Genomic DNA, 16680 nt, shown 5'->3' with positions numbered 1-16680 from the left:
TCATTCAACAACCGTTAGCCTGTGACTGGGCTAACGGTTTTTTTCTTTCAATCTAATCAAAAATAGTCGACAGCAAATACGATAATAGCAAAAAATTTCCCTCACTCAGCCATTATAAAGTTGCGTATTTGCCTGTTAATTTAGGAGTCTTGTATGTTAGAGTCGAATCCTCTTGTTAATTTTACCCATATCACAGTCGCAGGCAGTGGTGTTTTGGGCTATCAAATTGCCGTACAAGCGGCGTTTCATGGTTTTAAAGTCGTTGTGTATGATATCAATGACGAGGTGCTCAATAAAGCCAAAACCAAATTTGCCGATATCGCCAAACGTCATCAGGCTGATTTGGGTGAAACAAGCGAACAAGCCAAACAGGCTAAGCAAAACTTGAGCTATACATCAGATTTAACAGAAGCATTGAGAGACGCCAATTTATTGATTGAAGCGGTGCCCGAAGATGTCGCCATCAAAAAAGATTTTTATCAAAAAGCCTCGGCCGCTGCCCCTGCAAAAACTGTATTTGCCAGTAACTCATCTACCATGTTGCCCAGTGATTTGGTCAAATTTACCGACCGTCCTGCTAAGTTTTTGATGATGCATTTTGCCAATGAGATTTGGAAGCGCAATCTTGCCGAAATTATGTCGCATGCCGATACTGACCCTAATGTATTTGATGCGGTGACCGCGTTTGCCAAACAAATCGGCATGGTGCCTATTATCGTCAACAAAGAAACCTCGGGCTATGTACTAAATTCACTACTCAATCCTTGGTTAAATGCAGGGATGCAGCTGTATATCCAAGGCATTGCTGACATTCAAACCATCGACAAAACCTGGATGCTTGGCACAGGCTCGCCGATGGGACCATTTGCTTTTTATGATATGCTGGGGCTGACTACCCCTTACAATATTTACAAGCTTGCTGTGGCTAAGGGCAAACAACAAGACCAAGCGGTCGTTGATATGCTTAAAAAAGAGTATATCGAGCAAAATAAATTGGGCGTACCAACGGGCGAAGGATTTTATCAATACCCCAATCCCGCCTTTAAAAATCCTGACTTTTTAAAACCACCCAAAGCGGATTTATCCAAAGTACCCTATAAAAATATTACCGTGGCAGGTAGTGGCGTATTGGGCAACCAAATTGCAGTGCAATGTGCGTTTCATGGGTTTAACGTGACTATTTATGACATTAATGATGACGCGATTGCTAAGGCGAAAGCCCACTTTACCGACCTTGCCAATCAGCATCAGCATGACCTAGGTGAAAACGATGCCCAAGTGGCAGCAGCTAGCAAAAATTTAGCTTACACCACGGACTTGAATGAGGCGCTAAAAGATGCAGACCTATTGATTGAAGCGGTGCCAGAAAGCTTAGACATCAAAAAAGATTTTTATAGCAAAGCCTCAGCCGCCGCCCCTGCCAAAACCGTGTTTGCCAGTAACTCATCGACGCTATTGCCAAGCGTGTTATCGACCTTTACTAACCGCCCAGAAAAATTCTTGATGCTGCATTTTGCCAATCACATCCATATCCGTAATACGGTGGAGTTGATGGCGGCGCCAAGTTGCGACCCACAAGTTTATGCTGACGTCATCGAATTTGCCAAAGCCATTGCTATGTTACCGATAGCAGTGAAAAAAGAACAATCGGGCTATGTGCTTGATAGCTTATTGATTCCGTTATTGGTAGCTGGGCTAAAACTGTGGGCAAACGGCGTTGCCGATGCCGCAACCATCGATAAAACGTGGATGATAGCCACGGGTTCACCCTTTGGACCGATGGCGATTTTGGATAAAAATGGCATGAAAACCAACTACAATATCTTTAATGAACTGGCAAAAACGGACCCTTCTTTGCAGCAGCCCGCTCAAAAACTCAAAGCAGAACTGGTCGATACCAATAAACTGGGTGAAGCCACGGGTGAGGGGTTCTATCAATATCCTAACCCAGCTTATTTAGCGAAAGATTTTTTAAGCTTATCTGACTAAACTGCGTTTGGCCAAGGAGAATAAAAAAGGGTTAATTTGCTAACTTGACGTATCTACTGTTGCCACTACCGACATGCCGGGTATCAGTTCATTCAGCCGACTTTGGTTGCCATCGATGTCAATGCGCACAGAAATGCGCTGTACCACTTTGGTAAAATTCCCAGTGGCATTGTCGGTTTTAATGACACTAAATTCTGACCCTGTTGCGGGGGAGATGCTTTTGACTACCCCCGTAAATTTTTGTTTGCCTAGGGCATCGACAGTAAACCACGCTTTTTGCCCGATTTTCATTTTATCAATTTGGGTTTCTTTAAAATTGGCAATGACCCACATCGATTTTGGAATGAGGTAAACCAACTGCGTGCCTTGCGTCACCAACTGACCGGTACGGATATTGATTTGCCCTAATTTACCTGAGGTCGGCGCGGTGATTAAGCCATATTCTTGGTTGGTATTGGCCTGTTTTAACTGTGCATTGGCGCTTTTAACCTGTGCCAACAAACCCATCTTTGCCACTTCCGCGGTTTTTTGACCTTCGCGGGCGACATCGACACTGGCCATTGCTTGGCTCATCAGTGCTTCATTGTTTTTAACTGCCGCTTTGGCAGTATCGACTTCATTTTGTGACACGGCGCCAACGCCGACCAAGGATTGAAGTCGTTTAAGCTGTTGGATAGACAATTCTAACTGGGTTTTAACTTGTGCTACTTTTGCCTGCGCGGCTTTGACATCGGCTTTACGCTGCTCGATGATTTGTTGCTGGTTGGCTAGTCATCATTATCCAACCCATCATTATCCAAACAGTCATTATCCCACTGGTTGGTCATTGAAACCCATCATGCAAGGTACTATCACATCCATCCAGTAAATACACCCAGTCGATTAAGGTCTAACATTTTTAAACAAAAAAATCGATTTTTTTACTGCATAGGTGTTTTTTAGTTGCCAAAATGCGCTAGGCTATCCATTCATTCATTCATTCATTCATTCATCACTGATTTATCACTGCTATGAACCCGCTTTATCAAACCGATTTGCCGACACTGGGGCGCAATACTGACATTGACCACCATGCTGATTTACAAGTGTTGCAGCGTATCAAACGATTCTTATTGCCCCGTGATTTTGAGGTGTCAAAGGATTTATTGCAACAGATGCAGCAGGGGTATGGTGTCGCAGATCAGCCTGTCGATGCGCTGTTATCCAGCGGTATCAAATTTGCCAAACCCCTGCAGCAATTGATTTTGCATGAGCAAGGAATAGAACAAACAAGTAACGTATCGGCAGCCAAAGCGTTATTACAACAGCCAACGTTTGAGGCGCTGTATCAGCAGTTTTGCCAATATCCGAGTTGGTATGATGCCAAACTTGCCGAGATTGGTGCAATCGCTTATCGGCGCTATCCGTTGATGCTGATTTGGTTACTGCGTAATGTCGCGTTAATGGCAGGGTATAGTATCCCTGCGCTCTCATTGCCACTCATCAAAACAGGGGCATTAGTACACGATGCATTGCCAAGGCTCATGCGAACCTATGCGTATATTTTGGCAGTGTCTGAGTACCCAGCGATTAGCCGCAACCAGCAATCCCCATTGGCAATTGGCACAGAAGGCTGGCGACAAAGTCTGCAAGTGCGTCAGATACACGGTCTGGTACGACAACAATTATGCCGCCATGATTGGGACAGTGACTACTGGGGGGTACCCATTAACCAAACCGATATGGTGGCGACCCACTTGCAGTTTTCGCTACTCATTATGCGCGGACTAAAATTACTGGGGGCAAGAATCAGCGCCGAAGAGTCACAAGGCATTATGCACTTATGGCAACTGGCAAGTTGGTGGATGGGGATTGAGCTGGCGCGCATTCCTGAAGATGAAACCGAGGCGTGGGCATGGCTTTATAGCTATTTGGTAACCCAGCAATTAGATTTTGAATTTGGTAAACCGCTCGCCAAAGCGCTGCATGATTTACCCTCGCAAATCATGGGTGAGGATAACAGGCGTGGACAGCTGGTTGAGCGTGTAAATGCTAGTGTCACACGGACTTTAGTGGGTGATGATATTGGTGATGGCTTGGGACTGCCTAGCCCAAAATGGCGCTATGGCGTGCTTGTCAGTGTGCCGATTCTATTTGGGCTTGATACCGCACGAGCGCACAATGCGGCTATTGCCAAAAGATTGGCGCAATTTCGCGCCAAACGCCAAGATAACATGAACTGGTGGCTCAAAAAGCACGACAACTATTACCAATGAGCTAGCACATACCAATGAGCTGGCTCATACCCATGAACTAGCACATACCAATGAGCTAGCCCATACGACGTTACCAATTTACCAGAGTAACAGTAACGGTGACTTATGCAAGGTTATATAGACAATGTTATCCATACAAGCTTATCTAAGCATTGCAATCACTAGGCTTTTAAAATCACCTTCATCATGTTCCAAAAGGTCTTGCCATACGGTGGCTGTAGCAAATGCGCGAAGTTAAGGTGACTTTGTTTAAACACCGCTTTTGGATGAGAGAAAGTATCAAAGCTATATTTGCCGTGGTAACGCCCCATCCCTGATGCCCCGACACCGCCAAACGGCAGATTTTGCTGGGCAATGTGAAAAATCGTTTCGTTAATACAGGCGCCGCCACTCACTGTATGCGCGAGCACGTAGTCGGTGTCGGCTTTATCCTCGCCAAACACATACAGCGCCAGTGGGCGGTCACGCTCATTCACATACGCCACTGCCTGCGTCAAGTCTTGGTAGGGCACCAGTGGCAATACAGGGGCAAAAATCTCCTCTGTCAGCAACTTAGCATCGCTGGGTAAATCGGTGACAATCATCGGTGGGAAAAATCCAGTCTCGATATTCACTTCATAATCGGTCAGTGGAATGAGGGTGGCACCGCGCTGTTTGGCTTCATCGAGATAACCTTGCACGCGGCTGGCTTGTTTGGGGTTGATGATAAAAGTATAGTCGGGATTGTCTGCAAGATTGGGGTAGTGGGCGTCAAGCCATGCGGCTGATTGTTCAATAAAGGCGGGTTTTTTATCATTTTCCATCAACACATAATCAGGCGCAATACAGGTTTGCCCTGCATTCATGGTTTTGCCTGTCCATACGCGGTTGACAGTTTTTGCCACATCAGCGCTCGGCGCCACCACCACAGGAGATTTGCCGCCCAGCTCAAGGGTGACAGGGGTCAAATTCTGGGCAGCGGCTTTCATGATATGTTTGCCCACTGCGGTAGAGCCAGTAAAAAATAAATGGTCAAACGGTAATTGGCTAAAGGCTTGTGCGACTTCGACATCCCCTGTAATCAAGGTCACTTCGTCTGCGGCAAAATACTTGGGTAACGCATCAGCCAGCCACCGCTCAAAGTTCGGTGACGCTTCTGAGACTTTGAGCATTGCACGATTGCCTGCCACCAATGCGGCAGCCAGTGGCGTAATTACCAAATACAGCGGATAGTTCCAAGGTGCAATAATGCCCACGAGTCCTAACGGCTGCGGCTGGATATAGCTACGAGCGGGCAAAAACCAAATCCCAGTTTTGACCGGCTGTTTGGCAGACCAAGCCTTGCCGTGCTTTTGTGTATAACGAATCGCTTCAAGCGTTGGGAACAGTTCAAGCATGGTGGTTTCAGCCGCTGGGCGTTGTCCAAAGTCGGCATTAATAGCGGTGATAATCTCGCTTTGGTTGTCCATCACCATCTGCTCTAATTTTTTTAGCCGCGCACTACGAATTGACCAATCAACATATTGGTCTTGGCGGCTAGCCGTCCGCATGATGTCAAACTGCTGCTGCATATTGTCGATAATTGTGGCTGAATTGTGTTGCGGTGTCATGTGTATTATCCCAATCATTTAGTGAAATTTTAACTCAACATAGCAGTTAAGCCGGTATCTTGCTAGCATCTTTTTGAACCAGCGTCACATTTTGCCTGGTGGTATCAGCAGCATGCGGTAACTGGGTTGATTTGTATGGAATATGGCTCATGGCATGCTCTGTCAACGCCGTTATGGTGAGGCTTGGGTTGACGCCCAAGTTGGTCGAGATATTGCCGCCATCACAGACATAAAACCCTTGATAATTAAACAATCGGTGGTACTTATCGACCACGCCATCTGCTGCAGAATTGCCCAGCGAAATCCCACCCATACAATGCGCGGTGGTCGGGATATTCAAAAATACTTCCGACAACACACCATAACCGATTCCTCCCATTTGGGTTGCCATCTGCTCGGCAAACGCGCTGGCTTTTGGAATAAAGGCGGGAATGGCAGGCCCATAGGTTTGCATCTGGTAGCGACTACCCAACCAAGCCCGCCACCACGGGCTTTTTTGATAGCGCATTTCAAGCGCATACGGCGTGCTTTGCATACATAGCAAGATAAGGCTTTGTTTTGCCATATTATGCGGTCGAAATGCACGCCACGCCTGACGGGGCTTGACGATAAACTGGGCTATAAAACACCATAACCAAGCCAGTAGCGACATTTTTTTGCCATTTTTATAATTGCTTAACGTCGCCAAAAAGGAGGCAATATTAAAACCTTCAGGATAACGTGTCGCCTCAATGTGTGTGCCATCGCCCAAATAAATCCCAGAGCCGATAGCCACGCCATCGCTCATAGCGCCATGTTGGTCATCCAAAAATCGCACGCCTAGCAAAGATTCAGCATTGGTATAAATACGCTTGCCCAGGTAATTTGAAATATGGGGCATATTGCCTTTATGGCGCTGCTCAAACAGCAGTTTTTGGCTACCGAGGCTGGACGCTGACAGTACAATCTGTTGGGTGGTGATTTGATACTCACCTTTATCCGCTGATTGCAGCGTCACCCGATAGCCTTGCGAACCGTTTTGATAGGCAGGGTCGCTTGGCGATTTGCTAGCATCTGCTATCGGTACTATATCCGTGACTTTGGTTTCAGCTAGTAGGGTAGCGCCATTTTTTTGGGCAAAATACAGGTAGTTTTTATCTAGGGTATTTTTGGCGCCATAACGGCAACCGACCATACAGCCACCACAGCCTATACAAGGGCTGCGCTTAGGACCTGCGCCGCCAAAATACGGGTCACCATTGACATGGGGGTGAGCATACTTGTCCTGTTCATTAAAGTAGACGCCCACATCGGTGAGATAAAAACTATCGCCCACGCCACTTAAGTTTGCCATTTTTTGTAGCATCAAATCGGCATTGCCGACTTTTTTGTTTTGGCTCACGCCTAGCATCCGTTTGGCGGTCTCATAATGTTGTGGCATCACCGCTTGCCAGTCGTGAAGCCCTGCCCAGCTACCTTGTTGCCAAATTTTGTCTTCTGGCTGTAATAAGGTGTTGGCATAAGTGATTGAGCCACCGCCCACCGCGTTACCATGCAGCACCATGACATGCTTAAATAGCTGAAGCGAAAAAAAACCTTTGTACTTGAGCGCAGGCAACCACAAAAACTGCTTGATATCGCGCACGGTTTTGGGCATGGTCTCGGGGGATATATGCTTGCCTTGCTCCGCGATAATCACGCGATAGCCTTTTTCGGTCAGTCGCATCGCCGAGACGCTACCGCCAAAGCCTGAGCCTATAACCAAAAAATCCGTATCAAATGATTGACCTTCCATGTATCGCTTTCCTTATCGTCCTTAACTTAATTAAATAGTTATCTTTAATAGTTGTCCTTATAGCTGACCTGCCGCAGGCTACTGTGCAGTGGCTTTTTGGCTGCATCTGTCTTTGTATAACAGCGGTTTAGCGCTAAACAGTTCAACCCGCTACCTAATTAGGGTATACTAATTTTTTAGCAGGCTGCAGCAACTGTGACATTTGGGTTCGTTTTGTTTTGATAGATTAAGTAAAGGCTTGAGTTGAAAGGATTAACGCGTGCCAAAGCCAACCTTCACACCGCTTCCATCGCCCACGGGTACGAGTATTGAGTCGAGCTTGAGTGATTTTGGACAGCAGGCGCATATCATGGGCAATGCCAATACCGTGGTCAGACGTTCGCTCGCCATAGCGCTGCTCAAATTCATGGAATCCACCCCATTTGCCGATATCAGCGTCACCGAGTTGACCCAAAAGGCAGGCGTGAGTCGCATGGGCTATTACCGCAATTACGATAGTAAACTTGCGTTACTCAAAGACTATTTGGCGCAGATTGAGCATGATTTTCCTTTTATCGACTTGACGGCAGCAAGCGAGTCCGAGTTTTATGCGTTTTTGGTACGCGTTTTTGACTATCTGAGCAAGTTTGAGTTATCGACCAAGATTTTGCTCAATCAAGGCTTTGAAGGGCTGATTTTAGACACCCTCCTTAATAGCAAAATTTTTGTCGAATACCGCAAAAAGCAGTCATTGACTTGCCAAGCTAGGACAGCGCTACAGGATAAAAGCAGGGAGTACAATCTGGTATTTGCCTCAGGGATGCTGTATCACACCTATATTCATTGGGTGCGGCAAGGGCAAATAGAAACGCCACAGCAACTAGCAAGCTGGCTTATGGCGGGTGGGTTTTATCGGCTATTTCACCCTACTGATGACTAATGATGACTAAGCAGATTGGGTTTTATCAAACGCTATCACCATCCCCATACCCACTAGCATGGCGACAAAAAATACCACCCCTTGCCAGATGCCCATGCCCATGAGCACCACCGCAGGGGCAGGGCAGATACCAGCGATGCCCCAACCGATACCAAATATCATCGACCCAATCGCCAAGCGCTTGTCAATACCGCGGCGAATCGGTGGAAACGGCGCACCCGATAGGCTGGTCTTTTTTAAGCGACTTAAGTTAAAACCGATGGTCGCGACAATGAGCGCGCCAACCATCACAAACAGCAACGCAGGATTCCAATCGCCTGCTAGGTCAAGAAAGCTTTGCACAGTTTTTGGGTTTGCCATATCACTGACAATCAAACCCGTACCAAAAACCAACCCACAGATAGCACTAATCAATAACACAATTTCTTTTCGCATGATATATGCCCCTAACGTCTCAATTAAATCAATGACAACAAATGACGACCGATAAACACCGTCACAAACCCTGCGGACATAAAGGCAATGGTTGCCACCAATGAACGGGGCGAAAAGCGAGCATTACCACAGATGCCATGACCACTGGTACAACCTGAGCCCATACGCGTACCAATACCCACTAGCAAACCTGCGATAATATACAGCCAAGGCGATGAGGTTACCTCGATGGTTGGCAAGCTAAAGAGCATAGCAAACACCCAAGGCGATACCACTAAACCAATAAAAAATGCCAATTGCCAAGCAAAATCGGGTGAGTTTGGCTGCCAGAGACTGGCGACAATGCCACTGATGCCAGCAATCTTGGCAATACTCCACCACAGCATAACCGCAGAGAGCCCAATCAACATGCCACCCACCAATGGATGACTATAATCTGCAATAGAAAATAACAACATACGCCACCTAAGCATTTCATAATAATATATATTATACAATATTGTATAATATATAGCGCGTTTAAGGGTAAATTTTTTTAAAGACTAGCGAACAAGCAACGAAAAACCACCGACCAACGCGCTTTTTGCAAAAAAACTATGTTAGATTAAAGCTAGATTAAAATAAATCCAAAACCCTGATGGTAGGGCTTAACGGCTTCACGGCTTAACAGTTTAATAAGGCAACCCATGTATAAACTCACCACATACATACCGACCGACTATCTAGACGCTGTAAAGCAAGCCTTGTTTGACGCAGGGGCAGGGCAGATTGGCAATTATCAGTATTGCTGTTGGCAGGTGTTGGGCACAGGACAGTTTATGCCATTGGCAGGCAATCAAGCCTTTATTGGTACGACCAATCAATTACAAACAATCGAAGAATGGCGAGTCGAGATGGTGGTTGCAGATGAGCGCATCAAAGCGGTAGTGCAAGCCTTAAAACAGGCACACCCGTATGAAACCCCCGCTTATGATGTGCTAAAGCTTGAAGATATTTAGTCATCCAGTTTATCCTCACCCGATGACTAATTCCCTTACCTATCTACTTACATGCCTAAGGTTATTAAACGCCTTTTTTGGCTCGACGACAAGTGAAAAGTATGACCAGAATATAGGGCAAAAAGCGATTGTGGCTTGGTTTTAAATGGTCTATAGTCAATAGTAAATAATTTGTTACACTTTACTTCAACCCATCAGCCGACCATTGAATTTAAGGAGTGAGACATGGCAAATCCCCCCAATAGCACAGCGGTAAATAGCGCCAAAACTGACAGTACAAAAACTGACAATGCCAAAACGGATAAAGCGAAGCCCCAAAAGTCGCAGCCTACTAAGACCCCAGCTACCAAGACCCTAGCTACAAAGACCTTATCTACCAACACCCCAGCGCGCCGCAGCAGTAAAACACCAGCGACCGAGCGTATTGACCAACCTTATGAGACCGACCCCACAGTGTTGCTTGAGCAGTCGCAGCAAGCAGGGGTGAGTGAAAAAGCCAATGCCAAAAAGCGCGCTATCGAAAGTATCATGAATAAAGACCTAACCACAGGCAATGTCGAGAAAATGGCAGAGCACTTGCAAGCGCTAATCAATGGTATGTCCAATGATGAAATCAACGAAGTCAAAAAACTATTTGGCAGCCAAACCACTAGCGTGCAAAGCAAAATCAACAAAGACGACGAATTGGCGGACAACTGGCGTGAAGGCGGTTATCCCTACAAAAACCGTATGTCACGCAAAAACTATGAAGCCCAAAAATACGAGCTACAAGTTGAACTATTAAAACTGCAAAAATGGGTCAAAGATAGCGGGCAAAAAATCGTCATCATCTTTGAAGGTCGTGATGCCGCAGGTAAAGGCGGTACCATCAAACGCTTTATGGAACACTTAAACCCGCGCGGTGCCAAAGTCGTCGCCCTTGAAAAACCCACCGAGCAAGAAGCGGGTCAATGGTACTTCCAGCGTTATGTCCAGCACCTACCGACCAAAGGCGAAATCGTGCTATTTGACCGTTCATGGTATAACCGTGCTGGCGTCGAGCGTGTCATGGGTTTTTGTACCGAAGAACAATACAATGACTTTATGCGCCAAGTCCCAGAGTTTGAAAAACATCTGATTAGCTCAGGTATTCATTTAATCAAATTTTGGTTCTCAGTCAGTCGTGAAGAGCAGCGCCGCCGTTTTGCCGAGCGTGAAGCGCATCCGCTCAAACAATGGAAACTCTCACCCATTGATAAAGCGTCACTCGACAAATGGGATGATTATACCCTTGCCAAAGAAACCATGTTCTTTAACACGGACAGTGCAGAGTCACCTTGGATTGTCATCAAGTCAACCGATAAAAAACGCGCGCGTTTGAATGCGATGCGCTATGTATTAAGCAAACTACCTTACGACAATAAAGACCCTAAAGTCGTGGGAACAGTTGACCCCTTGATTGTGGGTCGTGCAGGGGCTTTATATGAAAAAGGCGAATATAACGAATTGGCAGTACCCAATATCTCGTTTAAAGCCCACAAATGATTGCCCAGCAAACTGATGGGATAAACACCCCAACACAAAAACCCCACTGCACGGCATTGGGGTTTTTTTAGCGTTAAAAATAGGGTTCACGTGGTCGCTACCATTGAGACAAAAAAGTAGGGATATATCAAAAAAGCCAAAACCATATTTTTTTATCAACGAGTCCCTATTTTTCGTCACCCAAAGTCAAGCCAGCCAAATTCAAGATAGGCGGCAAGCGTATTCAATACCCCCGAATTTTGTTAAAATAGGCAAAAATTTATCCAGCTGAGCGTTCCATGAATTCAAATAACTCAAACAACTCGACAACCAACCAATTACTGTTTAAACAAGCCAAAGCCCATATCCCTGGTGGTGTAAATTCACCTGTACGCGCGTTTGCAGGTGTGGGGGGTACGCCTGTCTTTATCAGCCGTGCCCGTGGCAGCAAAATGTATGATACCGAAGGCAAACCCTATATAGATTATGTGGGCTCATGGGGACCGATGATTTTGGGTCATGCGCACCCCCATATTATCGAAGCGGTCAAAAATGCGGCAGATGACGGGTTAAGCTTTGGTGCCCCCACCACGTTTGAGACCACAGTGGCTGACAAAATCTGCGAATTGATTCCCAGTGTTGAATTAATCCGTATGACCAGCTCAGGGACTGAAGCCACCATGTCCGCCATTCGTCTAGCACGCGGCTATACAGGGCGCGACAAAATTGTCAAATTTGAAGGCTGTTATCACGGTCATAGCGACAGTCTACTGGTCAAAGCGGGTTCGGGCATGTTAGATATCGGAGAACCCAGCTCAAAAGGCGTCCCTGCCGATTTTGCCAAACATACTATCACCATTCGTTACAACGACCCGCAAGCCATCAAAGACTGCTTTGCGCAATTTGGCAATGACATCGCTTGTGTGATTGTCGAGCCTATCGCCGGCAACATGAACATGATTGTACCCACGCAAGAATTTCACGATACCTTGCGTGCTGAGTGTACCGCGCATGGCGCTGTGCTAATTTTTGATGAAGTGATGACTGGGTTTCGGGTTGGCTTACAGTCAGCGCAAGCCCATTTTGGTATCACACCAGACTTGACCACGTTTGGTAAAATCATCGGTGCAGGTCTGCCAGTCGGGGCATTTGGTGGTAAACGTGAGATTATGGAATGTATCGCGCCGTTAGGGGGCGTGTACCAAGCAGGCACCTTATCAGGCAATCCACTGGCGATGCGTGCTGGTATTGCCATGTTTGACTTGCTCACAGCTGAGGGTTTTTATGACGCATTAAGTGAAAAAGTCGTTTATTTGACGGATAATCTTGAACGGTTGGCGAAGGATGCAGGCATTGGCTTTAAAACCACGCGCTGTGGCGGTATGTTTGGGATGTTTTTTACTGATAGCGATACATTGCCACAAAACTTTGACGAGGTGTGCCAATGCGATGCGCAAAAATTTGCGATTTTCTTTCACGGTATGCTCGATCGCGGTGTGTATCTTGCGCCATCCGCCTTTGAGGCAGCCTTTATAAGTAGTGAGCATTCGCAAGAAGACTTGGATGCGACCTTGCAAGCGGCAAAAGAAGTCTTTGCGATAATGGCGAAAGCATAACGGTTGCACATAAAAAATTTGCCAAAGGATTTTTAATTGCGTTTGGACAGTTGCCTTTGGCAAAGTTTGCCAAAGGTCAAAGCGCAAATAGTGATTTAAAGACTATCAATTTTCAATCAAATAGATTTTAGAGAATAAAAACCACCCATGCGACAACTGCCCCAAGCGTTAACCCCAGCATCCATTGCACAGCGTAATCTTGAAGAAAGTCAGCAGCCGCAATCTTTCTTTGATGACTTTGCCAAATCTGTTACCCTCTATCGTGATGACGACATTTGGGTCATCGACAAACCGCACGGGCTGTTATCAGTCGATGGTAAAGAATTAAAAGTCAGCTTGCAATCGCGCCTGCTAAAAGCCGACCCCAACGTCAAACTTATTCACAGACTTGATATGGACACCTCAGGGATTATCATTTTTGCGCGTCATAGCGAGGCGCAAACCCATATCAGCAAACAATTTATCGAGCGTATTCCGAGCAAAGAATACCAAGCGCTGGTCTGGGGAACGCCGCCGCAGCAAGGCGAAATCGATGTACCCGTGCGCTACGACCCACCACAAAAACCCAAGCATATTGTCGATATGAATTGGGATAAACGCGCCTATACGAAATATGAAACCTTGCACCACGAACTGCGTGAGGGTAAGGCAGTTAGCCGTGTCGCCTTGTATCCTGTCACAGGGCGCAGTCATCAACTACGCGTTCATATGCTGCATATCGGGCATGTGATGCTTGGCGACCCCATCTACGCGCAAGATGTATTAGACGGTCAAGCGTTTGATTTATCGCCTCGGCTTTGCTTACATGCACGCAAATTGCGTTTAAAGCATCCCAATACGGGTGTGTGGATGGAATGGGAAAGCCCCGTGCCGTTTTAACCGCTTAGGTAATTAACAAACTAACTTTGTTAATTACCCATGTTGGTGCAACCAATCCAGGGTTTGCTGCCAAAGTGGCTGGTTTTGTCGGCTAAAAAATTTCATATGACCGATATGCTGTAAGCCATAATCTTTGGGTTTTAGCGTTTGGGTGGTGGCTTTCATGTTGGGAAACACCCGAATCATATCGGCGACATTCTTATCATTGGCGATATCATCATCGGGCGCATTCACCCACATAGCAGGCAAGTTAACCTCATTATAATAGTGGGTTTTCACTGTTTTACCAAAAGCGGTTTTGATATAGCCTGCGCCATTGCACCAATCTCGCCACTGTTTGGCGACGTTTTTGGGCAAGTCTTCGCCCATGCCAATTTTGCTTGATTGGGTATAGCCAAACAACACATTGGACACAGGAATAAATACATCCATAAACCACATGGCTTTGGCACGATATGGCATCGCCATATTGCGGATTTGCCCCGACGAACAGGCAACGTTAAACACGGATGTGAACTTGTGATGATTGGGCATCAAACCAAATAATTGACCGCCCGCGCTATGACCGACCAGATGATAGCTGGTATTGGGAAACTCTTGAATCAGCCTATCAAGCACTGCAGTCATATCGTAGCGTCCCCAACTAATCAGTGACGCATTAGAGTGCTTGAGGTCGCCTTGCATCGACTCGCCAATATCTTCATTGTCATAGCTGATGACGCCATAACCATGCTCCATCAAATACTGCGCAAAATTTTGATAAAACTGGCGTTTGATACCTGTTGCCGGCGCAATCATCACGGCGGCTTTAACCGTATCGGGTCGAAACACAGTCGCTGCCAGTGTGGCAGGGTGTTTGGTGGCTATTTGAATGGTTTGCTGGGTAAGGTTTGAGGCGAGTTGAGACGGTGTTTTTAGGTTTAGGTTCGACATGACGGTTATCTTCCTTGGTAATCAACTTTTTATACAAGCTTATACGAGCGCTTTTTATACGAGCGCTTTTTATACAAGCACTCAGCCAAATGTTGACAAATGATGAGCAGACTCGTTTAAAAGCGACTATAGCAAACAATTTATGGGTGCAAAAAAGTTATCATGAACATAACAGTCATAAAAAAAGCAATCAGCGGCTGCCAATTGCTTGCTTGAATCGCCGACAAAAAAACTAAGGGGTTTTCACGACAACTTTTTGGTTGGTGTTGATTAAAATCTCAGAAGGCCCATCAACGGTGATGCGCACTTGGTTATTATTGGGGCGCTGTGAGCGAAAATATTGGTCTTCAGCAGGGGTACAGCCCAAGCAGCGATCGAGTGCCGCCAGTGGCTCAAGAATCAGCTTGCGTTCTACCTGATCGATTTCATCGTTATAGATGGTAAATGGCATACTGGCAATCGCCGTCACCACGCCGCCCACCACTGCCAATGCGCCCAATGGCTTACCCACAATGGTATCAGCGACCATGGAGCCATAGGTTGGACCAAAATCTTTTTCATCAATTTCGGTAGCGGCAAAGCTGCAAGTCGTCGTTGCAACCATCAAGGCTACGGCTGACGCAATCGTATTTAATCGTTTCATAGCAGGTTCCTAACTGGCAGCAAGCCCTCATTAACGAGGTAACTAGCTAACTAACTAAATAAATAATTAGGCAACTAGATAACCAAATAACTGGGGTTGACTGACAGGTTGTACCTAACAAGTTTTGCTAGGTTGTTGCTGAATAGTTCAGGAACATTACATCAATTTTGCCAAGAATTATCAAGTAAAATTGTCTTTGCCGCAGGTTTTTTTACGTTAAGGGAGAGCCGCTATTTTTTGAGCGGTTTTTTCACTGTTTTTTTTCACGGTTTTTTTTGGGTTATCAGCGGCTGGCAAGTGGGACAGAACGTGCTGGCACGCTGATTGATTTTGACATTTTCAATGGTAGTGCCACAGCTTGGACAATCACCGCCTTTATGCCCATATACTAGTAACGTTTGCTGAAAATACCCTGTTTGTCCATCGGCTACGGTAAAATCTTTTAACGTTGAGCCGCCTTTTTCAATCGATGTTTGTAGGACTTGTCGAATATGGGCGACCAAGGTGGTCAGCTGTTCATGGCGGATGAGATGGGCAGGGGTCAACGGATGAATTTTTGATAAAAATAGGCTTTCGGTCGCATAGATATTGCCCACACCGACCACAATCTCTTGCGCCATAATCACCGATTTGATGGGGCGTTCAATCGGTTTTTTGCGATTGTGGATATGATGATATAGATAGTCAGCGCTAAAGTCTTCTGACAATGGCTCCACACCCAAATGGGTAATCAGCTTGTCTTCATAGTCATCCAGCCACAGTAACATGCCAAACCGCCGCGGATCATGATAATGCAGTTGGGTGAGTTTTTTGCCATCATTAAATGTCAAAATCACGTGATCGTGTTTACGCTTGTCAAACCCCACAGAATGCTGCTGTAAGCTACCCGACATCCCCAAGTGGATGAGCAGTTTTTTTTGCGCTGCGCCGCCTTTACGTTTAAAGGTGAGAATCAGATATTTGGCGCGGCGCTCAATGTCGACAAGTTGATAATCTATCAAGCTCACCAAGTCATCAGGCACCGCCCAACGCAATTTGGGCTGAAAGACGCTAACTTTTTCAACGGTTTGATTGAGCAAAGGTTGCAGACTCGTCGCTGTCGTCTGCACTTCGGGCAATTCTGGCATATGCCGTGTGACTCCTAGTT

General features: G+C 46.2%; 14 protein-coding genes and 1 pseudogene. 7 read left to right on the top strand and 8 right to left on the bottom strand.

Annotated features, from left to right (window positions below):
• Positions 1–153 precede the first annotated feature (153 nt).
• Complete coding sequence (locus tag ACAM39_RS08785) at positions 154–1989, top strand: 3-hydroxyacyl-CoA dehydrogenase (protein ID WP_369627384.1); 1836 nt, start codon at positions 154–156, stop codon at positions 1987–1989.
• A 39-nt stretch (positions 1990–2028) separates the two neighbouring features.
• On the opposite strand, the pseudogene ACAM39_RS08780 reads toward ACAM39_RS08785, so the two are convergent.
• Positions 2029–2760: pseudogene (locus tag ACAM39_RS08780) on the bottom strand (HlyD family secretion protein); the annotation flags it as partial.
• 239 nt (positions 2761–2999) lie between these two features.
• Here ACAM39_RS08780 and ACAM39_RS08775 point away from each other — a divergent pair.
• Positions 3000–4244 (top strand): oxygenase MpaB family protein, encoded by a 1245-nt coding sequence (locus ACAM39_RS08775; RefSeq protein WP_369627383.1) that lies wholly within the window; start codon positions 3000–3002, stop codon positions 4242–4244.
• 161 nt (positions 4245–4405) lie between these two features.
• On the opposite strand, the gene ACAM39_RS08770 is transcribed toward ACAM39_RS08775, so the two are convergent.
• On the bottom strand, positions 4406–5833 hold the full coding sequence (locus ACAM39_RS08770; protein ID WP_369627382.1) for a coniferyl aldehyde dehydrogenase: 1428 nt from the start codon (positions 5831–5833) through the stop codon (positions 4406–4408).
• A gap of 46 nt (positions 5834–5879) precedes the next feature.
• Positions 5880–7607 (bottom strand): GMC oxidoreductase, encoded by a 1728-nt coding sequence (locus tag ACAM39_RS08765; protein WP_369627381.1) that lies wholly within the window; start codon positions 7605–7607, stop codon positions 5880–5882.
• A 259-nt stretch (positions 7608–7866) separates the two neighbouring features.
• Here ACAM39_RS08765 and ACAM39_RS08760 point away from each other — a divergent pair, with 259 nt between their 5' ends.
• Positions 7867–8526, top strand: coding sequence for a TetR/AcrR family transcriptional regulator (locus ACAM39_RS08760; protein ID WP_369627380.1), 660 nt, complete (start codon positions 7867–7869; stop codon positions 8524–8526).
• 6 nt (positions 8527–8532) lie between these two features.
• Here ACAM39_RS08760 and ACAM39_RS08755 read toward each other — a convergent pair whose 3' ends face one another.
• Both ACAM39_RS08755 and ACAM39_RS08750 read right to left on the bottom strand, forming a co-directional pair.
• On the bottom strand, positions 8533–8961 hold the full coding sequence (locus tag ACAM39_RS08755) for a DUF6691 family protein (RefSeq protein ID WP_369627379.1): 429 nt from the start codon (positions 8959–8961) through the stop codon (positions 8533–8535).
• A gap of 23 nt (positions 8962–8984) precedes the next feature.
• Positions 8985–9419: a YeeE/YedE family protein gene (locus ACAM39_RS08750; RefSeq protein WP_369627378.1), complete on the bottom strand. Its 435-nt coding sequence runs from the start codon at positions 9417–9419 to the stop codon at positions 8985–8987.
• 228 nt (positions 9420–9647) lie between these two features.
• Here ACAM39_RS08750 and ACAM39_RS08745 point away from each other — a divergent pair, with 228 nt between their 5' ends.
• The 4 genes from ACAM39_RS08745 (at position 9648) to ACAM39_RS08730 (ending at position 13957) form a co-directional block, all read left to right on the top strand.
• The gene (locus ACAM39_RS08745) at positions 9648–9959 is read left to right on the top strand and encodes a YqfO family protein (protein ID WP_159676953.1); all 312 of its coding nucleotides are present in this window, start codon (positions 9648–9650) and stop codon (positions 9957–9959) included.
• Between the two features lie 597 nt (positions 9960–10556).
• Positions 10557–11483, top strand: a complete 927-nt coding sequence (gene ppk2 / locus ACAM39_RS08740; protein ID WP_472828277.1) for a polyphosphate kinase 2 — start codon at positions 10557–10559, stop codon at positions 11481–11483.
• A gap of 278 nt (positions 11484–11761) precedes the next feature.
• The gene (gene hemL, locus ACAM39_RS08735) at positions 11762–13078 is read left to right on the top strand and encodes a glutamate-1-semialdehyde 2,1-aminomutase (protein WP_369627377.1); all 1317 of its coding nucleotides are present in this window, start codon (positions 11762–11764) and stop codon (positions 13076–13078) included.
• A gap of 147 nt (positions 13079–13225) precedes the next feature.
• Positions 13226–13957: an RluA family pseudouridine synthase gene (locus ACAM39_RS08730; RefSeq protein WP_369627376.1), complete on the top strand. Its 732-nt coding sequence runs from the start codon at positions 13226–13228 to the stop codon at positions 13955–13957.
• 33 nt (positions 13958–13990) lie between these two features.
• On the opposite strand, the gene ACAM39_RS08725 is transcribed toward ACAM39_RS08730, so the two are convergent.
• The 3 genes from ACAM39_RS08725 to mutM form a co-directional block, all read right to left on the bottom strand.
• Positions 13991–14890, bottom strand: a complete 900-nt coding sequence (locus tag ACAM39_RS08725; protein ID WP_369627375.1) for an alpha/beta hydrolase family protein — start codon at positions 14888–14890, stop codon at positions 13991–13993.
• Between the two features lie 232 nt (positions 14891–15122).
• Positions 15123–15533, bottom strand: coding sequence for a hypothetical protein (locus tag ACAM39_RS08720; RefSeq protein WP_369627374.1), 411 nt, complete (start codon positions 15531–15533; stop codon positions 15123–15125).
• 263 nt (positions 15534–15796) lie between these two features.
• Positions 15797–16660: a bifunctional DNA-formamidopyrimidine glycosylase/DNA-(apurinic or apyrimidinic site) lyase gene (mutM, locus tag ACAM39_RS08715; RefSeq protein WP_369627373.1), complete on the bottom strand. Its 864-nt coding sequence runs from the start codon at positions 16658–16660 to the stop codon at positions 15797–15799.
• Positions 16661–16680 lie beyond the last annotated feature (20 nt).

This window comes from Moraxella sp. K02, from assembly GCF_041154755.1.
Classification (GTDB): domain Bacteria; phylum Pseudomonadota; class Gammaproteobacteria; order Pseudomonadales; family Moraxellaceae; genus Faucicola.
Note: the sequence above shows the minus strand (reverse complement) of the source record. Positions and strands in the feature narration are given on the sequence as shown.